This window comes from Ruegeria sp. CE6 (assembly GCF_056537485.1).
Window position 1 is genome coordinate 398,461 of sequence record NZ_JBQFRR010000002.1, and the last position, 23,258, is coordinate 421,718.

General features: G+C 58.4%; 21 protein-coding genes. 9 read left to right on the top strand and 12 right to left on the bottom strand.

From position 1 onward, the window contains the following. Positions 1-57: 57 nt before the first annotated feature. The 11 genes from ACR0DK_RS10455 to ACR0DK_RS10505 all read right to left on the bottom strand — a co-directional run bounded on the left by ACR0DK_RS10455 (position 58) and on the right by ACR0DK_RS10505 (position 10,488). Complete coding sequence (locus ACR0DK_RS10455) at positions 58-834, bottom strand: DNA repair protein (protein ID WP_480736052.1); 777 nt, start codon at positions 832-834, stop codon at positions 58-60. Between the two features lie 148 nt (positions 835-982). Further along, positions 983-1,435: a paraquat-inducible protein A gene (locus ACR0DK_RS10460; protein WP_170396825.1), complete on the bottom strand. Its 453-nt coding sequence runs from the start codon at positions 1,433-1,435 to the stop codon at positions 983-985. Between the two features lie 535 nt (positions 1,436-1,970). Then, entirely contained in the window at positions 1,971-2,717 is a 747-nt protein-coding gene (locus ACR0DK_RS10465; RefSeq protein WP_223117963.1) for an ABC transporter ATP-binding protein, read from the bottom strand. Beyond that, positions 2,714-3,496 carry an MlaE family ABC transporter permease gene (locus ACR0DK_RS10470; protein ID WP_170396831.1) on the bottom strand — a complete coding sequence of 261 codons (783 nt, stop codon included), beginning with the start codon at positions 3,494-3,496 and terminating at the stop codon, positions 2,714-2,716. Before ACR0DK_RS10470 ends, ACR0DK_RS10465 begins: the two co-directional genes overlap by 4 nt. After that, the gene (gene alr / locus ACR0DK_RS10475) at positions 3,493-4,527 is read right to left on the bottom strand and encodes an alanine racemase (RefSeq protein WP_480736055.1); all 1,035 of its coding nucleotides are present in this window, start codon (positions 4,525-4,527) and stop codon (positions 3,493-3,495) included. Before alr ends, ACR0DK_RS10470 begins: the two co-directional genes overlap by 4 nt. Before the next feature lie 47 nt (positions 4,528-4,574). After that, entirely contained in the window at positions 4,575-5,513 is a 939-nt protein-coding gene (locus tag ACR0DK_RS10480) for an isopenicillin N synthase family dioxygenase (RefSeq protein WP_480736058.1), read from the bottom strand. A 173-nt stretch (positions 5,514-5,686) separates the two neighbouring features. Beyond that, on the bottom strand, positions 5,687-7,177 hold the full coding sequence (locus ACR0DK_RS10485; protein ID WP_170421945.1) for a replicative DNA helicase: 1,491 nt from the start codon (positions 7,175-7,177) through the stop codon (positions 5,687-5,689). A 201-nt stretch (positions 7,178-7,378) separates the two neighbouring features. Then, positions 7,379-8,056, bottom strand: coding sequence for an orotate phosphoribosyltransferase (locus ACR0DK_RS10490; RefSeq protein ID WP_170406124.1), 678 nt, complete (start codon positions 8,054-8,056; stop codon positions 7,379-7,381). A gap of 328 nt (positions 8,057-8,384) precedes the next feature. Further along, the gene (locus ACR0DK_RS10495) at positions 8,385-8,867 is read right to left on the bottom strand and encodes a CinA family protein (protein ID WP_480736061.1); all 483 of its coding nucleotides are present in this window, start codon (positions 8,865-8,867) and stop codon (positions 8,385-8,387) included. After that, positions 8,864-9,361 (bottom strand): phosphatidylglycerophosphatase A family protein, encoded by a 498-nt coding sequence (locus ACR0DK_RS10500; RefSeq protein WP_480736063.1) that lies wholly within the window; start codon positions 9,359-9,361, stop codon positions 8,864-8,866. Before ACR0DK_RS10500 ends, ACR0DK_RS10495 begins: the two co-directional genes overlap by 4 nt. Then, complete coding sequence (locus ACR0DK_RS10505; RefSeq protein WP_480736065.1) at positions 9,358-10,488, bottom strand: bifunctional 2-C-methyl-D-erythritol 4-phosphate cytidylyltransferase/2-C-methyl-D-erythritol 2,4-cyclodiphosphate synthase; 1,131 nt, start codon at positions 10,486-10,488, stop codon at positions 9,358-9,360. The genes ACR0DK_RS10500 and ACR0DK_RS10505 overlap by 4 nt, the downstream gene beginning before the upstream one ends. Before the next feature lie 179 nt (positions 10,489-10,667). Here ACR0DK_RS10505 and dusB point away from each other — a divergent pair, with 179 nt between their 5' ends. The 7 genes from dusB (at position 10,668) to ACR0DK_RS10540 (ending at position 19,712) form a co-directional block, all read left to right on the top strand. After that, positions 10,668-11,651: a tRNA dihydrouridine synthase DusB gene (gene dusB, locus ACR0DK_RS10510; RefSeq protein ID WP_480453725.1), complete on the top strand. Its 984-nt coding sequence runs from the start codon at positions 10,668-10,670 to the stop codon at positions 11,649-11,651. After that, positions 11,648-12,727, top strand: coding sequence for a two-component system sensor histidine kinase NtrB (locus ACR0DK_RS10515; RefSeq protein ID WP_170396849.1), 1,080 nt, complete (start codon positions 11,648-11,650; stop codon positions 12,725-12,727). Before dusB ends, ACR0DK_RS10515 begins: the two co-directional genes overlap by 4 nt. Continuing rightward, entirely contained in the window at positions 12,727-14,094 is a 1,368-nt protein-coding gene (locus ACR0DK_RS10520) for a sigma-54-dependent transcriptional regulator (protein ID WP_170396851.1), read from the top strand. Before ACR0DK_RS10515 ends, ACR0DK_RS10520 begins: the two co-directional genes overlap by 1 nt. A gap of 162 nt (positions 14,095-14,256) precedes the next feature. Further along, a complete protein-coding gene (locus ACR0DK_RS10525; RefSeq protein WP_480453723.1) occupies positions 14,257-16,482 on the top strand; it encodes a sensor histidine kinase NtrY-like in 2,226 nt (741 codons plus the stop codon). Next, complete coding sequence (gene ntrX / locus ACR0DK_RS10530) at positions 16,479-17,888, top strand: nitrogen assimilation response regulator NtrX (RefSeq protein ID WP_170396856.1); 1,410 nt, start codon at positions 16,479-16,481, stop codon at positions 17,886-17,888. The genes ACR0DK_RS10525 and ntrX overlap by 4 nt, the downstream gene beginning before the upstream one ends. Further along, complete coding sequence (locus tag ACR0DK_RS10535) at positions 17,885-18,475, top strand: helix-turn-helix transcriptional regulator (protein ID WP_480736069.1); 591 nt, start codon at positions 17,885-17,887, stop codon at positions 18,473-18,475. Before ntrX ends, ACR0DK_RS10535 begins: the two co-directional genes overlap by 4 nt. Before the next feature lie 43 nt (positions 18,476-18,518). Then, positions 18,519-19,712, top strand: coding sequence for an MFS transporter (locus tag ACR0DK_RS10540; protein ID WP_480736071.1), 1,194 nt, complete (start codon positions 18,519-18,521; stop codon positions 19,710-19,712). On the opposite strand, the gene ACR0DK_RS10545 is transcribed toward ACR0DK_RS10540, so the two are convergent. After that, positions 19,677-20,156, bottom strand: coding sequence for a hypothetical protein (locus ACR0DK_RS10545; protein ID WP_170406102.1), 480 nt, complete (start codon positions 20,154-20,156; stop codon positions 19,677-19,679). The two genes, ACR0DK_RS10540 and ACR0DK_RS10545, sit on opposite strands and share 36 nt — an antisense overlap. Before the next feature lie 96 nt (positions 20,157-20,252). Here ACR0DK_RS10545 and trkA point away from each other — a divergent pair, with 96 nt between their 5' ends. Continuing rightward, positions 20,253-21,629, top strand: a complete 1,377-nt coding sequence (gene trkA, locus ACR0DK_RS10550; RefSeq protein WP_170396865.1) for a Trk system potassium transporter TrkA — start codon at positions 20,253-20,255, stop codon at positions 21,627-21,629. Next, positions 21,629-23,170 (top strand): TrkH family potassium uptake protein, encoded by a 1,542-nt coding sequence (locus tag ACR0DK_RS10555; protein ID WP_170396867.1) that lies wholly within the window; start codon positions 21,629-21,631, stop codon positions 23,168-23,170. Before trkA ends, ACR0DK_RS10555 begins: the two co-directional genes overlap by 1 nt. The last annotated feature ends 88 nt before the right edge of the window (positions 23,171-23,258 follow it).

The following is a 23,258-nucleotide window of genomic DNA, read 5'->3' on the forward strand; positions in this document are numbered from 1 at the left end:
GGCGCGCCACGTCCTCAGGCCCTTCGGGCCATCGTCCGCTGCGGGCGCTAGACACGCCTATTCCGCGGCACGCGGCGGGGTCATCGCAACCACGCTGCCTGGTGTTTGATCGTCCGTGAGGGATTGCAATTGCGCCGACAGTTCCGGAAGCAGATCGAACAGCTCATCCCTGAGGCGCGCGAGTTGCGATTTGGCGATGGATTCCTCGATCTCGATGTCTCGGGTCCATTGGCGCAGCTCGTGCTGGATGATTTGGGCTTCCTCGATGCGCTGCTGGAATTGTTCGACCTCTTCCTGACGTTGCCGCAGGAAGGCACGGGCGCGTTCGACCTTTGTGTCCCCATAGGTCTCGGCCAGTTCCTGGCTGATCTGGCTCATCTGAGCAGCCAGTTCCAGCACCTGCGGTTCGAGCCCCTGCAAATCGGGGTGATCGCGCAGGAAGGCCATGCGCTCTTTCACCGCGTCGAATTCGGAGGCCAGCGCAAAGGCGCCGCTGCGGTCGGCGGCATGGGCGACCTGATAGGCCCCGGCCACGTCCTGCATATTCATTGTGAACTTACGATGGGTGTTTTCAAGCGCCATCATGCGGGCGTTCGATGGCAGATAGAAGACCAGCATCAGGATCAGGGCGGTTAATCCGATCTGGATATAGATGCCTGCGTCAATTGTTGCACCGTTGCTGAGACCGGCCTGCAACGAGAGCCAGGGCAGGATGCCAATCGCGGATAAAATGGTGGTCGTCACCGCGAACAATGCTGCGGCGCAGATCAGGAAAAAAGTGAGCCTTAATAAGGTATTCTGAAATTGCAATGTTATTGTGTGGAGGGCGGCCATGATCGTCGTTCTCCTTCTTCAACCGGTACAAAAACCGGGCCGAAGCGGAAGGTTAGACAGACGCGAAGTGATCCGCTACGGACCCGAAAACTACAAAATTTACTGCTCGAAATATAAAGATGATACTCAGAAATCTGTTTTCAATCAATTAGGTCTGAGGTTTTCGTGATCCAAATGTCATCTCTGTAATATGGCCCAGTGCAAGTGAGGCCAGAATGCAGCCGGTGAACAGGTAGAGACCCCATGCGGTTTCGATGGTGGCGTATGAGATGCCTTTGGCCAGCGTGATGTAGAGCGCGATGAGGAAGATATCGGCCATCGCCAGCTTGCCGAGGATGTTGAGCGCGGGCTGGACGCGCGGGTCCAGCAGGTTCCATTGGATCAGCGCGGTGCCGATGGTTTTGACGTAGGGCGCGAAGAGGGCGAAGACGGTAACGATCAACGCGAGGAAGATGTCGGACTTCCACAAGGACTGGAGCCCGGTGATGACGCTGATTTCACTGAGGCCGAAGATCGGGAGGAGACCGGCGCGCATCAGCGGGGCGAACCACGCGATGGGGTAGAGGATCAGGAGGGATAGGGTGGCGAGGCGGAGGGTCATGAACAAGAATTTTGATAACGCAGTTGAATACTTAATGAGTGGAGGTATCTGCGGCAAGTTCTGAGTTGCGGTCGCTTGAGTTGAGTGTAAGTTTAAGTAAGTCCTAAATTAATCAGCTTTAGATTGCAGTGCATGACCCAATAATAAAGATCGTAAACGGCCCATCCGCATTTAGTAAAGGAACCGTTGCTGCGGGAACTGACGGCTTAAATGCTGTCTTTTCAGCTGCGAGTGCGGCAGCAGACAGGTTGCCGTTTGACCGAGAGCAGCTCTTTGGTGTTTTGCATTTCCGACTTTACGAAACGGATCGCGCACGAAGAAGAGCGGTATGGTTTGGTGGCCGTCTATTCAACAGGTTTTCTGGTGAAGATCCCAGCTACATCCCGGTTTCCGGAACACATCTTCGCCAAGTGTTTGATGCAATACGCATTCAAACCCCCGACTTTGTGATAAGCGCAGGGCAATATCTATTGCTCTATGACTACGCTAAGCGCGCGTATGATCAGTTAAAGCAGGATCGTGAGGCGGAGAGAGCTTAACGCACCGCCTCAATCGGCCCCTCGGCACTCCCGCTGATGAACTGCTCCACATAGGGATCACCTGAGGCGTCCATCTGGCTGACCGGGCCAGTCCACTGGATCACGCCTCCGTGCAGCATGGCTACGTTGTCGGCGATGGCACGGACGGAGCTCATGTCGTGGGTGATGGTCATCGCGGTGGCGCCCATCTCGGTCACGATTTCTCGGATCAGGTCGTTGATGACGCCGGACATGATGGGGTCGAGGCCAGTGGTAGGCTCATCGAAAAAGATAATCTCGGGCTCGGCGGCGATGGCGCGGGCGAGGCCGACGCGTTTTTGCATCCCGCCCGACAGCTCGGCCGGGAGCCGGTCGGCCACGTTGGATTTCAGGCCGACGCGGCGCAGTTTTTCGATGGCGATTTCGCGGGCTTCATCCGCCGGGCGTTTCAGCGAGCCGCGCAGTAGGCGGAAGGCGACGTTTTGCCAGACGGGCAGCGAATCGAACAGCGCCGCCCCCTGAAACAGCATCCCGAAACGGGCCAGAAACGCGTCGCGGTCGCCTTTGGTGGCGTCCTTGCCGTCGACATAGATCATGCCGCTGTCAGGCTTGATCAGGCCGAGGATACATTTCAGCGCCACGGATTTGCCGGTACCCGAACCACCGATGATAACCATCGAGGTGCCCTTGGGGATCTCAAGGTTCATGCCTTGCAGGACGTGGTTGTCGTCAAAGGCCTTATGTACGTTCTCCATCCGGATCATAGCGAGAAGAACACCCCTGTAAGAACGAAATTGGCGGCGAGGATCAGCACGGCAGCAGCCTCGACCGAGCCCTTGGTGGCGCGGCCCACGCCCTGCGCGCCGCGGCCCGATGACATGCCGTAATAGCAGCCCATGATGGCGGCGATCACTCCGAAGGCGGCACCTTTGACGAGTGACGAAACGATATCCCGCGCTTCAAGGAAATCGACGGTGTTTTTCAGATAGGCTGCCGGGTTGAAGCCCAGATTTTGCGTCGCGACGGTGTAGCCGCCTGCAATGCCGATGATATCTCCGACCCCGACCAGCGCTGGAACCGTGATCAGGGCGGCCAGCACGCGTGGGGCGGTGAGGTATTTCATCGGATGGGTGGACAATGTGACCAGAGCGTCGATCTGCTCGGTCACTTTCATCGTCGCAATCTCGGCGGCGATCGAAGACGTCACGCGGGCGGCGATCATCAGGCCGACCAGCACCGGGCCAAGCTCTCGCACCATGCCTATGGCGACGATCTGGGGCACAACGGCTTCGGCGTTGAAACGCGCGCCGCCTGCGTAGATCTGCAGCGCCAACGCGCCGCCGGTGAAGATGGCGGTCAGGCCGACCACGGGCAGGGACAACCAGCCGATATTCAGCAGGGCGATGCCGAACTCGCGCGGATAAAACGGTGGTCGAAAAATGTGCGAAACCGCGTCGAGCGCGAACAGCGCGACGCGGCCAAACGCGGCGAGCATGGTCAGGATAGAACGCCCCAGCTCACCCAGCAATGAAACGGGATTCATTCCACGTAGCCCCGCGAAAAGCGACTGCCGAGCGAGGTCAGAATTTCATAGCCGATGGTGCCAGCGGCTTCGGCCAGATCATCGACGGTTTGGTGTCCGTTCAGGATACGCAGGCGATCAGGTTTATACGGCAAGTCAGTCACATCCACGGTGATCAGGTCCATCGAGATACGTCCTACCACCGGGCAGGGCTGATCACCAGCGAATGTATCGATGCCGCCCCCAATGGCGCGATGCAGCCCATCGGCATAACCGGCCGCAACGGTCGCAATCTTCGACGGGCGGCGCGCGCTCCAGCTGTTGCCGTAGCCGACGGTCTCGCCCACGGCGACGTCGCGCACTTGAATCACCGGCATATCGACGGTGACGACCGGCTTGGCCCCGGCAAAGGGCATCCCGCCGTATAGGCCAATCCCTGGGCGGCAAAAGTCAAAGTGGAATTCCGGCCCCATCAGAGTACCACCCGTCGCCGCAAGCGAGCGCGGCGCGTCGACGCCATCGGTCATCTGTTTGAACGTGTTCAACTGTTGGCGGTTCATTGGGTGTTCAGGCTCATCCCCGCAGGCCAAATGCGACATTATCACCAACGGGTTCAGGGCAAGGGCTTCGTGCCGCAGTTCGGCCCAGTCCGCAGGCTCAAGCCCAAGGCGATTCATACCGCTGTCGAGCTGGATACCAAAGCAATGATCGGGCAGGGCCTGACGATGACGCTTGAATTGTTCGGGCGAGTTGATCAACGGCGTCAGATCATGCTGGCGCAGCAGATCCGTGTCACCCTCCATATGTCCGGAAAACACCGCAACCAGCGGGCCGGGGCCCACAGCCTCACGCACGGCCACGCCTTCCTCGGCAACGGCGACGAAGAATTTTGCAACGCCTTCCTCAGCCAGCGCAGAGGCTACTGGACCGGCACCTAACCCGTAAGCGTCAGCTTTAACCACTGCGCCGGTCTCAACCTGGGTCTTTGCGTCAAGCGCCTGCCAGTTCTGGGCGAGCGCGTGCAGATTTATCGTCAGATGTGCGGTACTCATAAACGCCGTTCATCACATAGGATTGGCCCAGGTCAAGGGGGAGCACCTTAATTCTTGGCGGGTTTATGCGCCTCATAGGCCGCTTCCAGCTCGGAACGCAGGAAATCCGCAAATAATAAGGGGCTAAACTGAGGTTGGCCGGTCCCGGGTAGGGGTTCGATGATTGTGCTGACATGAGGATCAAAGAAGAACGGAACGCTATATCGTTCACGGCCAGAACGGTTGATGACCCGATGCGGCGTCGATAGCAGGCGACCGTTTGACATCCGGTGCAGCATATCCCCGACATTGACGACAAAGGCGTCGGGACGGGACGGAACGTCAACCCAATGCCCTGACGGTGTTTTGACCTGCAAGCCGCCCACCTGATCTTGAGCGAGCAGCGTTAGGCATCCGAAATCAGTGTGCGGGGCCGAGCCGAATAGATCATCGGGGCTGGTCTTTGCTTGCGGAGGATAGTGAAGCAGACGCAGCCAGAATGTAGGCTCATCAAAGGCGGAAAGGATCGAGAAATCCTGCGCGTCGCAAGCGATCAGCGCGATATGCATCAATCTGCGTCCAAGGGCCGACATAGCCTTAACGTAGGTTTCCAGGGTGTCGCGAAAATCCGGTAGATCAGGCCATCGGTTTGGGCCCGAGAGGTAGATATCGGGATCAACGCCAGCATCCTCGCGCATCATCATGAAGCTGGCGGATTGGTTGGGTTTTGTTACATCGGCCAGTGTTGAGTTCACATCTGTCGATGTGTTGATGGCGATGTATCCGCGATGCGTGTGGTCGACTGCGATTGCCAGCTTTTGATCCAGCGGCAGCGCGTGAAACTGTTTTGAGGCTTCGAACACATCGCGCATCAGCTGCGGGTCTATTCCGTGATCTTCGATATAGCCGAAACCAGTCGTGCCGTAGGCCGAACGAAACTCGGCCGCGATTTCCTCATCAGGGCGTGCACCCAGACGAATAACGGGGATCTCTGTGAATTCAGTCATGTCTCTCTCGCTTATAGGGGGAAGATTGCAGGGACAAAAATGCCCCCGGTCTATCCCGCAAAGCGTTTGCGGCGATGCCCGAAATGACGCGCCAGAATCACGCGCCGGGGTAGGGGATTGAGACAAGCTTGCATGGCCCGATCCGTACACATCGGACCGGGCAGGTCAAGGAATCAATAACCCTCGATTTGGCTATCCTGTTGCCAGGGTTTGACCAGATTGCCAAATCGGGTGAACTGAGCTTCGAACGACAGCTCTACCGTGCCGATGGGGCCGTGGCGCTGCTTGCCGACGATGACCTCGGCCTTGCCATGCAGGCGCTCCATGGCCTGTTTCCACTCTTCCATCTTTTCCAACTCGTGATCGCCGGGTTTTTCGCGTTCCTTGTAGTATTCCTCGCGGAACACGAACATCACAACGTCGGCATCCTGTTCGATCGAGCCCGATTCCCGCAGGTCAGACAGCTGCGGGCGTTTGTCGTCACGGCTTTCTACCTGTCGGCTGAGCTGTGACAATGCGATGACCGGGATGTTGAGTTCCTTGGCGATGGCTTTCATGCCCATCGAAATCTCGGCGATTTCGTTGACGCGGTTGTCGGCCATTCCGCGGCAGAGCTGAAGGTAGTCGATCACCAGCAAATCCAGCCCGTGCGTCCGCTTCAGCCGCCGTGCACGGGCAGCGAGTTGCGAGATTGGCAGGGCGGGGGTGTCATCAATGAACAGCGGGCAGGCTTCCAGTTCTTTCGCGGCGTCCACGAAGCGGCGGAACTCGGACTCGGTCATGTCGCCCTGGCGGATTTTGTGACTGGAGATCTCAGAAGCCTCGGCCAGAACCCGGCCCGCAAGTTGCTCGGCGCTCATTTCGAGTGAAAAGAACCCGACCACGCCGCCGTCGATCGCACCTTCAGAGCCGTCCGGCTTGGTGCCGCGTTTGTAGGCCTTGGCCACGTTGAACGCGACGTTGGTTGCCAGCGACGTCTTACCCATCGACGGACGACCCGCTAAAATGATCAGGTCGGACGGGTGCAGGCCACCTAATTGTTTGTCGAGATCGGCCAGACCGGTGGAAATCCCCGCCATGCCACCACCGCGCTGGTACGCTTCGTTGGTGACGTTGACGGCTTCTGTGACCGCCTTGAGGAAGGATTGAAAACCCTGTTCGGTCTGGCCCTGCTCGGATAACTGATAAAGCTGCTGCTCGGCCTCGACGATCTGTTCTTTGGGCTCACTGCTGACATCAACCCGCGCCGCCTTGTCCGAAATGTCCCGGCCCAGTCGGATCAGTTCGCGCCGGATGGCAAGGTCATAGATCATCTGGGCGTAGTCATGCACCGCAAATGCACTGATCGAGGCGCCGGCCAGCTTCACCAGATAGGCCGGACCGCCCAGTTCTTTCAGGCCCTCATCTTCGGCCATGAAAGACTTCAGCGTGACGGGTGAGGCCAGCGCATTTTTAGCGATACGGGTCGACGCGACTTCGTAGATGCGCGCATGAACCGGATCATAGAAATGCTCGGCCCCAATAATCGATGCGACCCGATCATACAGATCGTTATTCGTCAGAATAGCACCCAGAAGCTGCTGCTCGGCCTCGATGGAGTGCGGCATTGTTTCTGGGTTCTGAATCTGTGCGGCGGCCTGCTCGATACTGCTGATCTCGTTCATTGCTGTTCTCTTTGTCCCCTGGACAGAGGCCATAACGCGGCCCTGTGAGTCGGCGCAAATTGTATGTTTTCTGGGGATATGCTGTGCATATCTCTCTGCCCCATCATATTGAAGGATGAGGCAGGGTTGCGTCAACATCTTGTGGATGAAGCGATCGACGTAGCGGTCAGTGTTTCCATTCTGAAAACAGTTTGCGCAACGTCAGCTTTTATGTGCGTCCTGCCAACCGCGCGGGTCGTTCAGGAAGGCCTCGACGCCATCAAGCGTCTCTTCGTCAAAGGCCTTTTGCGCTTTGGCTTCTGCCAGAACATCCCACCAGGTGCAGAGCGAGTGCAGCTTTACGCCGTGATCACCCAGCGTTTTCTCGGTTTCGGGGAAGATACCATAATAGAAGATCACCGCCGTATGCCCGCAGGTTGCGCCGGTTTCGCGGATCGCGTCGACAAAGGACAGTTTTGAGCCTCCATCGGTGGTCAGGTCCTCGACCAGCAGCACACGCTCACCCTCGCTCATCGCGCCTTCAATGCGGGCGTTCCGGCCGTAGCCTTTGGGCTTTTTCCGCACGTAAGTCATTGGCAGTGCCATGCGCTCGGCAACCATGGCCGCAAAGGGAATGCCCGCCGTTTCGCCACCGGCGATATTGTCAAACGCCTCGAACCCCGCGTCGCGCATCACGGTAACCGTCAGGAAGTCCATCAGGGTCGAGCGGATGCGCGGGTATGAGATCAGCTTGCGGCAGTCGATATAGGTCGGGCTGGGCAGACCGCTTGCCAGTGTGAAGGGTTCGCGAGAATTGAAGTGTACGGCTTTGATCTCCAGCAGCATCCGCGCGGTCAGGCGGGCGATTTCGGTGCTGTCGGGGAAGGAACTGGGGATCATGGCGCAAACCTCTGGGCTGAAAGGGTGTCGCAGGCTGATAGCCCGACCTCCGGCCCAGAGTCGAGGGGTCACGCCAAAAGAAAAGCGGACCCCCAAGAGGTCCGCTTGATGCCCTTGCGGGCAGAGCAGCCAAGGTGGGCTTGACTGCTCATTTCTCAGGCTCGCTTTCCGCAATCGGAAAGATCGGGCCAGTTAACTCGGTTTCGACGTGTACGCGAGGCGGGGTAAGAAGCGCAACCATCATTGCCGTCACAAATGCGAAGGCTGCCGCGCGGTAACTGTATTCAGCACCCATTTTTGGAATTCATGCGCCGAAGGGGCAGGTTTCTTAGGTCCGGGACATATCAGCAAGCGCGCCGTTCAAAAGGCTTAATGCATGGTCACGCGCAGCGCGACGCACGTTATCCCGCCCTTGCGCTCCGAACTCCACCGTTTCAGTCCGGGTCGGTTGACCCTGTGCGGCGAGGCCAAAGCATACACGGCCTTCGGGCTTGTGTTCGGACCCTCCGGGACCTGCGATGCCGGTGATCGAGACCGCCAGCTGCGCCTGTGAATTCTGCAACGCGCCATCGGCCATTTCCTGGGCGACTTCTTCTGAAACTGCGCCATACGTCTCAAGCGTGTCGGCGCATACGCCCAGCATCTCTTGCTTTGCGGTGTTGGTATAGGTGACGAAGCCACGCTCAACCACGGCTGAGCTGCCGGGGATGTCGGTCATCGCGGCGGCAACCATGCCTCCAGTACAGCTTTCGGCGGTGGCGATCATGACACCTTCCGCTTTGGCGCGATCCAGCAGATCAGCCACGGTCATAGGCCCATCACCCCATGTGCGATCCCGGCGAGGACGACCACACCGATGGCCGCAAAGACACCCGCGATCACATCATCCATCATAACACCCAAGGGATCTCCACGCCGGTCGGCCCAACCAATGGGGCCGGGTTTGGTGATGTCAAACAGGCGAAACAGCAGGAAGCCTGCGATCCAGCCGGGCCAAAGCGCCGTGATCTCGATCCCATGGGCCCAGGACGGGTAGGAAATCGCCCAGATCGCAATGAACTGGCCTGCGACCTCGTCGATGACGATTTCGGACGGGTCGTGATCATCCTGTCCTGCCGTCATCACGCGTGTGGCCCAAAGGCCGCCGAAGAATGCTGCCAAAGTCGCGATGACCAGCAGGGGGAAGCCGCCCAGCGTATGCAGAACCCATGCCAGCGGCAAAGCTGCCAACGATCCCCAGGTTCCGGGGGCAGGGCGCAGATAGCCGACGCCGCAGACAGTTCCGATCAGGCGCGCCACTGTCATGACTTCACCAGACAGGCGGTGGCGATCGAGGCAATGCCTTCGCTGCGACCGGTAAAGCCCAGCCGCTCGGACGTGGTGGCCTTGACCGAGACCTGATCGGTCCGCAGGCCCATGATCCGCGCCATCTCGGCGCGCATCGCGTCGGCATGAGGGCCGATCTTGGGAAATTCGCAGACCAGTGTGCAATCGACGTTCGAGATCACATAGCCCAACTGCCCGGCCAACTCGACGGCGTGGCGCAGGAAAATCTCGCTGGCCGCACCTTTCCACTGTGGGTCGGAGGGTGGGAAATGTTGCCCGATATCGCCCTGCGCCAACGCGCCATAGATGGCGTCGGTCACTGCGTGCATACCCACATCGGCGTCCGAGTGACCCTGAAGCCCGCGTGTATGCGGCACTTTCACACCGCACAGGATCACGTGATCTCCGTCCCCAAATCGGTGCACGTCATAGCCGTTGCCCAGCCTTACATCCATATCCTTACCCATTATGCGTTCGGCCCGTTCGAAATCTTCGGGCCGAGTGATTTTCAGATTATCCGCGTCCCCCGGAATGATCGCCACATCAATCCCGGCAGCACGTGCAACTTCGACGTCATCCGCCGCGCCTCCGGAATGAGAGGCGTGGGCGGCGGTGATTGCGCCGTAATGAAACCCTTGAGGCGTCTGCGCAGCGTAAAGTCCGGACCGATCCTGCGTTCCTGTCACCACCGATCCATCTCCGGTCCAGAGTGCATCCGTGACGGCCAAACCCGGAGCAGCCGCAGTATGCGTGTCGAGCGCGGCCAGAACATCGCCAATCATCTGCGCGCTGACGCAGGGTCGGGCAACATCATGTATCAAAACCTTTTCAACGCTGTACGCTTCCAAAGCCTGCAACCCGTTGCGCACTGATCCGGCGCGGTCTGCACCGCCGGGTGCAAGGATCAGGTTTGTCGCGCTGAATTCTTCCCAAGCGGCTGTGTCGTCTTCGGCCAGCACCAAAACGACGTGATCAACCAACCCTTCGAAGCGGTCAATCGCCCAATCGGCCACGCGCCTCCCAGCCAAGGCACGCCACTGTTTGGGCACTCCGCCTCCGGCGCGCTGGCCGCGCCCGGCGGCGACGATGATGGCGGCTGTGGTCATCTGAAAGGTCTCCTGATTGGGGCATTGTTTAGGGGGCGGTGAATGCAGAGGCAATCACCCGCGTCAATTTGCTTAAAAAATAAGCATATGATGATTTTGCGGGCTTGAATGCTCCCGTTTTATTGTTCATATGCCGCAATTTCGATATCAAATGCGCAACTGCTCAAGGATTAAGCACATTGGCCCTGCGTCTTGCTGAAAAGGATCTGACCCCTCCGGTGCTGCTGGCACCAATGGCCGGAATCACCGACCGGCCTTTCAGGGACCTTGTGATGCGCTTCGGCGCGGGCATGGTGGTCAGCGAAATGGTCGCCAGCCAAGAGATGGTGCAGGCCAAGCCAGGCGTACGTGAACGGGCCGAGCTGTCGGCGGATGTGGAAAACACCGCAGTGCAATTGGCCGGACGCGAGGCGCATTGGATGGCCGAGGCCGCCCGGCAAGTCGCTGACCGGGGCGCGCGCGTGATCGATATCAATATGGGCTGCCCGGCCAAGAAGGTAACCAATGGCTATTCCGGTTCGGCTTTGTTGAAAACTCCGGACCATGCACTGACGCTGATCGAGGCCGTTGTGGGTGCAGTTGATGTGCCTGTTACGCTGAAAACACGGCTAGGCTGGGATGACAATCTGCTGAACGCGCCGGATGTGGCGCGGCGTGCGCAGGACGCAGGCATCCGGATGGTGACCATCCATGGGCGTACGCGCTGTCAATTCTATAAAGGCCGGGCAGATTGGCGGGCGATCCGGGCGGTGAAAGAAGCCGTCTCGATCCCTGTCATCGCAAACGGTGACATCGTCGATACCGAGGCCGCGCAAATCGCGCTGAATCAGTCCGGGGCCGATGGCGTCATGGTAGGTCGGGGGGCGCAGGGCAAGCCCTGGCTGCTGGCGCAGATTTGCCATGATCTCTATGGCGCTGCTTCGCCAACCATTCCCACGGGCACTGAACTGATCGAGATGGTGCGTGGCCACTATCTGGCGATGCTGGAGTTCTACGGTACCGATCTGGGCCTGCGCGTCGCACGCAAACATCTCGGTTGGTACATGGATGAGGCCGGAACACCCGCCACCTTGCGGCGGGCTGTCCTGACATCCCGCGACACCAATGAGGTGTTACGGCTTTTGGCAGATGCGCTTAGTGGCACGGCGGAGGCAGCAGCATGACCTCTGACCAGAGCATCTGGACCTCGCTTCCGGTTCCGGCGTTCATTATCGATGCCGAAGATCGGATATCGGACGTCAACTCCTCGGGTGAGGGGTTTCTGAACGCCTCCCGCAAGGCAGTGATTGGACACCCGGTCTGGGATCAACTCGCGGTTGACGCGCCGTTGGAAGAGGCGTTTCTGCGCGCGCGTCAACAAGGTACACCGCTGTTCGTGAACGATGTGGACGTTGGGTCGGGAAATCGCGCGCCGCTACAATGTGCGCTGCAAATCGCACCGCTGATGGGGCATCCCGGTTCAATGATCATGATCATCTCGCCGCGCGAACTGGCCGGTCGGATGACCCGTGGCAACACTGTGAAATCGGCAGCGCAGTCTGCGATTGGTATGGCCGAGATGCTGGCGCATGAGATCAAGAACCCTTTGGCAGGGATCACCGGTGCGGCGCAATTGCTCAGCATGAATATTTCGCAGCAAGATCTTGAGCTCACTGACCTTATCGTTGAGGAAAGCCGCCGCATTGTGAAGTTGTTGGAGCAAGTAGAACAGTTCGGCAACCTGTCTCAACCCGATTTCAAACCGGTCAATATCCACGATGTACTGGATCGCGCGCGCCGGTCAGCGCTGTTGGGTTTTGGCGCGCATATGACGATTATCGAGGATTACGACCCCTCGCTGCCCTTGGCCTACGGGGACCCGGATCAGTTCCTGCAGGTGGTTCTGAACTTGCTCAAAAACGCTTCGGAAGCTGCTGATGGCAACGGTACAATCCGGCTGCGTACCTATTTTGAGCATTCATTCCGACTGCGGCGCAGTGACGGTTCGGGTCATTCGCTGCCTCTGCAGATCGAGATTATTGATGATGGGCCGGGCCTGCCGGAAAATATTCGCAGTGATATTTTCGACCCCTTCGTGTCCGGCAAGGAGAACGGCACCGGGCTTGGGCTGGCGCTGGTCAGCAAGATCGTTTCCGACCACGACGGCTGGATTTCGGCTGAATCTGTGCCCGGACGCACTAGTTTTCGACTGTCCCTGCGGCGTGCACCGAACGACGCGTATGAAAAGGAGAGCATCTGATGGATGGCACAGTTCTGGTTGCTGATGACGACCGCACGATCCGCACGGTTCTGACACAGGCCCTGACGCGGGCGGGGTGCAAGGTTCACGCGACATCTTCGCTGACCACGCTGATGCGCTGGGTGGCCGAAGGCAAGGGCGACGTTGTGATCTCGGACGTGGTAATGCCGGATGGAAACGGGTTGGAGATGCTGCCAAAGATCGCGCAGGACCGTCCCGGTTTGCCGGTCATCGTGATCTCGGCCCAGAACACCATCATGACAGCCATTCAGGCGGCTGAGGCGGAAGCTTACGATTATCTGCCAAAGCCTTTCGATTTGCCCGATCTGATGAAGCGCACCGCGAGGGCGCTGGATCAAAAGCAGCGGGTACAGGCTGAGCCGGTGATGGCCAGCGAAGACCGACCTGATGAACTGCCGCTTGTCGGGCGCACCCCGGTGATGCAGGCGCTTTATCGTCTGGTCGCTCGGGTGATGAACACGGATCTGTCTGTAATGATTTCTGGTGAAAGTGGGACGGGTAAATCTCTGATAGCACGCGCTATTCACGATTTCTCTGACCGAAGGACACTGCCCTTTGTCACCGTGACTGCTGCCGATCTGAGCGATTTGGAAGGCCCGGCACGGGTTATGGCGCGCGTACGTGGTGGTACGCTGCTGATCGATGAAATTGCCGATATTGATGATGAGATTCAGGCCCGTATCGTGCGCATGATGGACACGCCGGGCGATCACGTGCCGCGTTTCATGGCCACAAGTCAATCAGATCTGACCGACGCGATGGAAAGTGGTCGCGTACGACAAGATCTCTATTACCGTCTCTGCGGTGCGACGATCCACGTGCCTGCGTTGCGCGAGCGGGTTGATGATATCACCTTGCTGACCGATCACTTTCTGGCGCGGGAGGAGCGGGAAAGCGGCGCGCAGCGTCGCCTCAGCCCCGAAGCGGTCGAGTTGGTGCGCCGGTATTCCTGGCCCGGCAATGTCCGACAGCTTGAAAATGCGATCCGGCGTCTTGGTCTAACCAGCCGTTCTGATGAAATCTCGCGCACCGAAGTTGAGATGGTGCTGGGTAGCCAGCCCGAGGCCGAACCAGTTCTGGGTGATGGCGAGCGTGAGAAGCTGTCATCTTCGGTTGGTCGTCACCTGCGCCGGTATTTTGATCTGCACGGAAACATCCTGCCGCCTCCCGGCCTCTATCAACGTATTCTACGCGAGGTCGAGGCACCGTTGATCGAAATCGCGCTGGATGCGACTGGTGGAAATCAGGCAAAATGTGCTGATCTCCTGGGGATTAACCGGAATACGCTGCGGAAAAAGATTACTGACCTCGATATTCAGGTGACACGCCGTCGCAAACTGATGTAATATCGCCACACAAACAGTGGCATTCGGGTTCGACCCCGGGAACGACCACGATATATGGCGGTAAGCCGCGCAAGCGGCACATCAGAATGAGGGCAGACGGTGGCAACCCGGGCACAGAACGGGCCGATCCTATCGATCAACCGGTGGCGCAAGTCCCGGAGGATGCGCAATTTCAGTACCTTGGGACTGGTTATGCTGGGCCCGGTTCTGGCGCTTGCAACCTATCTCGTCATTGGCCCTTTTGATCTTGGCGCTGCGGCACCGACACTGCGGCTGATTTTGTTGGCTGATCTGGTCTACGTGCTGGTCGTAGCTGCGCTGGTGTTGGGCCAATTGTTCAGTCTGATCGCCGCACGTCGCGCGAAATCTGCGGGCTCCCGTCTTCACCTGCGCCTGATCGGCGCTTTCACGCTGTTGGCTCTGGTACCGACGGTCACCGTGGCGATTTTCGCCGGGCTGACGGTGAATATCGGCCTTGAAGGTTGGTTCTCGGACCGTGTGCGGCAGGTGGTTGGGTCGTCACTGACTGCGGCCGAAGCTTACGAGCAGGAACACCGCGAGGGCCTGACGCAGGATGCGGTTGTTCTGGCGCGTTTCCTCGATAACGCGCGATCGTTGGATTATTTTGTCTCAGACGCCGAATTGCGAGAGGTTCTGGCCCAGGGGCAGGCCCAGATACAACGCGGTTTGCGCGAGGCCTATGTGATCGATGGCAGCGCCGAAATCCGGTCGCGCGGTGATCGGTCCTACCTGTTCGACTACGAGGCACCAACTCCCGAAGAGATGATCGAGGCCAATGATCAGGGCGTGGCCATCATTGCCGATTGGGAGAACAGCGAATTCCGCGCGCTTGTTCCTTTGCATGCCTATCTTGACCGGTATCTTTATGTCAGTCGCGAGGTTGATGGGCAGCTTCTGACCTTGCTTGATGAAACCAAAGAGACAGCACAGTTCTACAGCCAACTGGAAAGCGAGCGGGGCAGGGTCCTGTTCGAATTCGGCCTTCTGTATCTCGGCTTTGCTGTGATCCTGATTCTGGCCGCGATGTCGCTGGGCATGTGGTTCGCTGAACGTCTTTCTCGCCCTGTTGGACGGCTGACAACGGCGGCGCAGCGCGTTGGTGCTGGTGATCTGAGTGTTCAGGTCATCGAAGAGGCCAGCGATGACGAAATCGCGATGCTGGGCCGCTACTTCAACCAGATGACTCGTCAGTTGAAGGGGCAGCGCGACACGCTGTTGGAAAACACTCGCCATATCGAACGTCGAAGGCGGCTATTTGATTCAGTGCTAAGCTCGGTGACATCCGGTGTCGTTGGCGTTGATTCAGAGGGCTGTGTGACCTTCGTGAATCGGTCCGCCGAACGTCTTCTGGGCTGGTCTGGTGGAGAGCAGAACCTGGCAATCGGCATCGCTGTTCCCGAATTTTTGCCTTTGTTCGAAGCCCTTAAGGACAGCGGGCAAGAGGCGGTCCAGGGGGAGATCAAGGTAACCCGCAAAGGCCGGTTGGAGAACTTACTGGTACGCATGGCGACACGGCGTGGCGAGGATGGAAGGCTGGAAGGCTACGTTGTAGCCTTTGATGACGTGACCGATCTGGTAAGCGCGCAGCGCATGGCGGCGTGGGGTGATGTGGCCCGTCGCATTGCGCATGAGATCAAGAATCCGCTGACACCGATCCAACTGAGCGCCGAGCGGATCAAACGCAAATTCTCGCGCAAGCTGGATGAGGACGATTGCGATAGCCTGGAATCGATGACCGACGTGATCGTGCGGCAGACCAATGATCTGCGGCGGATTGTTGACGAGTTCTCGAAATTCGCACGCATGCCCGAACCGGAACGGCGCGAAGAGAATATCGTGACGCTAGTGCGTGAGGCGGTTCTGTTGCAGCAGGCGGGTCAGCCTGATGTTCAGATCGATGCGGACTTACCTGAACAGCCCATTTTGGCGGATGTGGATTCGACCATGTTGAGCCAAGCGTTGACGAACCTGATCAAGAACGCGGGCGAGGCTATTGAAACGCTGAAAGAAAAAGGCGCACCGGACAATCTGAAACCTCAGATCAAAGTCGTTGTCTCCACTGACGATGCAGGAACGCAGATCACCATTGCGGACAATGGCATCGGTCTGCCCGAGGACAGGGCACGGCTGTTCGAACCTTATGTGACTACGCGTGACGAAGGCACAGGCCTTGGCCTGCCCATCGTAAAGAAGATCATCGAAGAACATGGCGGAGCGCTGACATTGGAAGACGCGCCCACATTCGACGGACAGGACCATTTCGGCGCAATGGCTGTCATTCGTCTACCCGGGGCCTCAGGCGGCCCGACAAATGCGCCGGAAAAACAGGCGATTAAAACAAACAAACTGAAAGCAGGCCAAAGATGAGCGACATTCTGATCGTAGATGACGAACGCGATATTCGCGAATTGGTGTCCGACATTCTGGAGGACGAAGGCTATTCCACCCGGTTGGCGGCAAACTCGGACGAGTGCATGTCGTCGATCAATGCTGAACCTCCGGGATTGTTAATCCTGGATATCTGGCTGAAAGACAGCCGAATGGACGGGATCGACATCCTGAAAGCTGTAAAACGGGACAACCCGGATGTTCCGGTGGTGATCATTTCCGGACATGGCAATATCGAGATTGCAGTGGCGGCTATCAAGCAGGGGGCTTACGACTTTATCGAAAAGCCCTTTAACATTGACCAGTTGATGGTGGTGATCCGCCGTGCGATGGAAACCTCGCGCCTGCGTCGCGAGAATGCCTCGCTGAAGCGGCAGGAAGTCAGCTGTTCAGACATGATTGGCAATTCTGCGTCGTTCCGAGCGATGCAGGGGCAGTTGGACAAGGTAACAAAGTCGAATGGCCGGGTTATGCTCAGCGGGCCGGCTGGGTCGGGCAAGGAAATTGCCGCGCGCTATATCCATGCCCATTCCAACCGGGCGAATGCCCCATTTGTGACGGTCAATTGTGCGGGGATTGAACCTGAGAGGGTTGAAGAGGTTCTGTTCGGACGAGAATCGTCTGAGCGCGGAATCGAGTCAGGCCTGCTGGAAGAGGCGCATGGCGGCGTTGTCTACTTCGACGAAGTCGCTGACATGCCGCTGGGGACGCAGTCCAAGATTCTTCGCGTGTTGGTTGATCAGCAATTCCAGCGTGTCGGTGGCTCTGACAAGGTGCGGGTTGATCTGCGGGTCATTTCCTCGACCAACCGCGATCTGGAAGAAGAGATCGCCGCCGAACGGTTCCGCGAAGAACTGTATCACCGGCTGAATGTGGTGCCGATTGCGGTTCCCTCGCTGGAGGAACGGCGAGAGGACATCCCGGTTCTGGCGCAACATTTCATCGAGATGTGCAACGATACACAGGGTCTGCCGATGCGCGAGCTGTCGGATGAGGCTATTGCTTTGCTACAAACGATGACATGGCCGGGCAATGTGCGTCAGCTGAAGAACCTGATCGAGCGGGTGCTGATCCTTGGTGACAGCACTGGCCCGATCGAGGCCCGCGAGTTGCCCAACGAAGAAGAGAAATCCGACGAGTCCGGGCGCGTGGTACTGTCTGGCGCACTGGCGACGCTGCCGCTGCGTGAGGCGCGCGAAGCGTTCGAGCGTGAATATTTGCTGACCCAGATCAATCGGTTTGGTGGCAACATAAGCCGCACGGCCAGTTTTGTCGGCATGGAGCGCAGCGCCTTGCACCGCAAGCTCAAGTCGCTGGGCGTCGTGACCTCGAACAAATCCGGTGCGCGGGTGGCTCAAATTGACGAGCCCGAACCAGCCGAGTGATTGCTGCGCCGAATAAAAAGACCGCAGCCGTTTCCATCGGTTTTCCCGCCTTTGGTAAACGGTTGAAGCGGTTGCGGCGGTCGGTTGGACTTAAGCAATCCGCCCTCGCAGATCTGATTGAAGTCGACCAAACCACGATTTCCCGGTGGGAAAACGGGGGTCAAACGCCATCGCCGCATATTCAACAGTCCGTTTTTGCAGCGTTGGGGCCGGTTCGGGTGCAGGATTCTGCGCTGAAACGTCTGGTCGTTCATTCGGCAGAGTGCTTGCACCTTGTCGAAGAGGCCAGCCATACCTGCCTTGCTTATTCGGGCAGCCGGGCGCGGGATTGGAAGACCTCACAGCGCGCCTTGCTGGGCGTTTCGCTTTGGCAATTTGCAACGGATGAGATCAGGCAAGCCGAAGCAGAACTGCAGAAAGATGGCTGGTGGGATTTGCATTCGCCTTCACCCAAAGCGTTTCTGACTTCCGAGGCTGTGCATGATCAAATCAGGATCAGCGCCGGGCAAATCGTGTGGGAGCGGTTGTATCTGGGTGATGGTACTCCGGTCCGTCTGGTCAGCGGGCGGCGCGAAGTCACCGCATAATTTATGCGTTCCGCTGGCAGGTTAGGCGCGATAGACCGGCTGCATGAGTGACTCTTTTCGCACATTCTTGCAGGTCATGCTGATCTGGTTTGCTGGCCTCGGTGCGGCAACCCAATTTGCAAAGATTGCCGTACCATTTTCTGATGTGGGGCTGTTGTACCCGGACAATGCTGCCGCGATCGGCTGGTTGCTGTCCATTATCAGTCTAATGGGGGCTGCTTTGGGCGCGATATCCGGAGCGATCACAGCGCGTATTGGGCCAAATCGTCTATTGCTATTAGGGCTTGTGCTCGGTGGCGCGTTATCTTTGCTGCAAGCAAGCTTGCCGGTTTTTCAACTGATGCTGCTCAGCCGGGTGATCGAGGGGCTGTCCCATCTTGCGATTGTGGTGGCGGCACCGACGCTGATTGCTCAGATCACATCCGGTCGGGCGCGGTATAATTCCATGGTGCTGTGGAGTACATTCTTTGGCGTTGCATTCGCATTAAACGCTTGGGTTGGGCTGCCCATCGTCGATCGTTTCGGACTGCCCACATACTTTGCCATGCACGGGGGTCTGATGCTGCTGATCGCCGCGCTGATCTCGCTTAGCGATCTGAAAACCGACATAGGCCAGACGGAGGGTACCGGGTGGGGGCTCTCCGCCTTCCTTGATGTGCATATCAGGACCTACCGCTCACCCTTTATTTCGGCCCCGGCAATTGGCTGGTTCTTTTACACGCTGACATTTGTTTCTCTTTTAGCGATCCTACCAGGTCGTTTACCCGAAGGGCAGGGTGCATCGATTGCAGCACTTATGCCCCTGGCAGGGATTGTACTGTCATGGCTGCTGGTGCCCTTGCTGTTGACCGTCCTGTCCTGCGTCAGCGTCGTCAATCTGGGCTTTATGCTGGGGATCGCGACGATCATCGCATTGTTTCTGGGGGCGCCCCTTACGTTCGGATGTATCGCCTTGTTTGCTGTGCTCGGGCTTGTACAGGGCGGCAGCTTCGCCGCAGTGCCAGAGCTAAACGGTACCACCGAAGCCCAAGCTCTGAGTTATGGTGCGATGGCGCAGATGGGCAATGCCGGAAACCTGCTTGGAACCCCGGTATTGCTGGCGGTATTGCTGGGCGTCGATGAGGCTGGCATGTTTGTAGCCGTCGCCGCGTTCTATAGCATCGCGATCATAGCGCATCTGCTGCTGGCGCGGCGTCGCAAATCAGCCGGCTTGTCCCGGAGTGATGATCTGAAATGACCCGTCGTCAAATTTCACGAAACAGGACGCGCTGTTCAGCGGCGGGAGCGTCGTGGTGCGCGTGGGCGTGACCCGCGATTTGACACCCTGTTTGCAAGGCGGAAGGCTGACCGGGCGATAGCCCTTTTGGGCCATGCACTGCGCCTCGACCTTGTTTCTCAGCCCCTGGTTCACGTCGACGGTATAGACCCGCCCGGGCTCCCACCATCCGGGGTTGCGATAGCAGCGTCCTCGGCCATCGCAATAGGTGCGCCCGGGCCAATAGACTGGCGGGCTCTGCCGGACCTGATTGGCGACAGGGGCGTCCTTGAGGGCCTGCACCTGGCAGTTCGTGGTCTCGGTCTGCATCCGCGAGACGCTCTCACCTTCGCGATAATACAAAGAAAGCGGACCACAGGCGGACAGCGTCAGCAGGCAAATCAGGGCAGGCAGAATGGTTTTCATATGCTTACTTTGGCGCAGCTTAGGAGGCATGACAATTCAATTGACCGCTTTGGGGGCATCTGTCATTCAAAGATTTCAGGCAGAAAGGCCAAGAGCATGAAGGTCATCATATGCGGTGCCGGTCAAGTCGGCTGGCAGATTGCGCGTCACCTTTCGGGCGAACTGAACGATGTGACGGTGGTCGACAACAATCCCGATCTGGTACGTCGCGCGACCGAGACGCTGGACGTGCAGGGGATCGCCGGTTTCGCCAGTTATCCGGATGTGCTGGATCGGGCAGGGGCGCGGGATGCCGATATGATCATCGCCGCGACACATTCGGATGAGGTGAATATGGTCACCTGCCAGATGGCGCATTCGGTTTTTTCGATCCAGCGCAAGATCGCGCGTTTGCGGTCGAAATCCTATCTTGAAGCAATCCATTCCGATCTCTACCGCCGCGATCATCTGCCCATTGATGTAGTGATCAGCCCGGAACGCGAAGTTGCCGCCGCAGCGATGCGCCGTCTTTCGGCACCTTCTGCTTTCGATACCGAGATATTCATGGATGGAAAGGCGCAGCTGCTGGGCATTCGGGTCGAGGAGGACTGCCCAATCGTCAACACACCGCTGCGACAATTGACCGACCTGTTTTCCACGCTCAGCTCGATTGTGGTTGGTGTGCGCCGCGAAGGGACGCTGTTTGCACCGGAATCCGAGGATCAGCTGTTTGTAGGCGACGAATGCTACGTCTTCACCAGCGTCAAGGACGTTGAACGTACGATGGAGGTGTTCGGCAAGGCTCAGCGTAAGCAAGATCGTGTGGTGATCGTCGGTGGCGGTAATGTCGGATTGGAAGTGGCCCGCACACTGGAAGAGCGCGAAAGCCGGGTGCGTGCCAAGATTATCGAGCGTGACCGCAAATGCGCCGAAATCGCTGCCGAGGCATTGGAGCGGACGATTGTTCTGAACGGCGACGGTCTAGATTCATCTTTGCTGAGCGAAGCAGGGATTGAGCGCGCCGACGCGATGTTGGCGGTCACGGATGACGATCGCACCAACATGCTGGCCGCGGTACGCGCCAAGGGAGAGGGTTGTCCACTGGCCATCGCCCTGATCAACGACCCCAGCATGGTCGCTTTGATGGGACCGCTGGGGATTGACGCATATATCAACCCGCGCGCCACCACTGTCAGTTCGATCCTGCGTCACATTCGGCACGGGCGCGTGCGTCAGGTGTATTCCATTGGAGATGCCGAGGCCGAGGTAATCGAGGCCGAAGTGCTATCAACTTCGCCCATGGCTGGACAAAAACTGCGCGACATCGATTTCCCAGAAGGCGTTCTGGTCGGCGCAGTACGCAAAGGTGACGAGGTTCTGCGCCCGACCGGCAGCCTGCGCATCGACGAGAAAGACGTGGTGGCGATCTTTGCAATGGCCAAAGATGTGCCCGAGGTTGAGCGTCTGATGCAGGTTTCAATCGATTTCTTCTGATGTTGCAGGCACGCGGACAGCAACGGATCGGAGTATTGCGGCGATTGCCGCTTCTGCTGATGATCTGGGGTATCGTGTCGCTGGCAATGTGGATACCCGCAGTTTATGCGCTGGCGCTGGATGATCACGCCACCTCACGGTCATTCTTCTATTCCGGATTGCTGGGTGTTTTTGCGGTGTCGATCATAGCTCTGGCCATGTCGAACCGACGACCACGGCGGGGAACGCTTGGCCAATTGGCGGTTCTGCTGGCCGCCTTTACCGTACTGCCGATATTTCTTGCTATTCCGTTTCACGATGCGCTGGGGACAACCAGCTTCCTGAACGCTTATTTCGATATGGTCAGCGCGCTGACCACAACCGGCGCTGATCTGTTCCCCGATCCCGCACGCCTTTCGGCGCCGTTGCACCTATGGCGCGCGTTGGTCGGTTGGATGGGCGGATTGCTGATGTGGATCTCGGCGGCCGCGATTCTGGCGCCCTTGTCGTTGGGCGGTTTCGAAGTCACAGCCCGGGGGCAACCGGGGCGTCCCGTCTCGGGCGTGGCACAGAGCGAGAAGTCCGATCCACGCGGCCATCTGATCCGCGTGTCGCGCACATTGGCACCCGTCTATGCGGGTTTGACAGCTGTGATCTGGATCCTGCTGTTGATCGCAGGTGAGCAAGGGCTTACTGCCGTGAGCCACGCGATGTCAGTGATTGCGACTTCCGGCATATCACCCGTCGGTGGATTGGAAGGATCGACCGCAGGAATCACTGGCGAGGCGATCCTGTTCCTGTTCCTGTTCTTTGCCCTGTCGCGGCTGACCTTTTCGACCGATACAGCGACCTCAGGGTATTCGCGGCTGGACAAAGACCCAGAATTTAGGATTGGCATCTTCATCGTGCTGGCGGTCGCTGTGCTGCTGTTCATCCGGTTTTTGGCTGGAACGGCCGAACTGAACATTGCCGTCGAAGTGCGGCAAGCACTTGGCGTTTTTTGGGGGTTCATGTTTACGGCGATGTCGTTTCTGACCACGGCCGGATTTGAAAGCGCCAACTGGAACGACGCGCAGCAATTGTCGGGCTTGAGCACACCGGGCCTGATTCTGATGGGGCTAGCCCTGGTCGGAGGAGGCGTGGCGACGACTGCGGGTGGGGTAAAGCTGTTGCGGGTTTTTGCGCTCTATCTGAATGGCAAGCGCGAGATTGACCGATTGATCTATCCTTCTTCGGTCAGTGGAGAGGGTGGCGGCAACCGCCGCATTCAAAGCGACGGTGCCTTCATCGCCTGGATATTCCTGATGATGTTCGCCCTGACGTTGGCCTTGTTCGATTTGTTGCTGGCCGTCATGGGCGTAGGTTTTGAACAGGCCATGCTGCTCAGCGTTGCCGCACTCAGCACCACGGGGCCGTTGATAGAATTGGCAACGGATGTGCCCATACGTCTGATTGATCTTTCCAGCGGGGCCAAGTTGACGGTCTGCGCGGCGATGGTGATCGGGCGGTTGGAAACTCTTGCTATCGTGGCGCTGATTACGCCAACGCTGTGGCGCGATTGACCCTGCGTCAGGCACCTGGTGTTACTGCCTGATTTTTCATCTGGAATATCTGTGCGCGGCACTCCATACTCTGCCGGAGGGAGCGCGT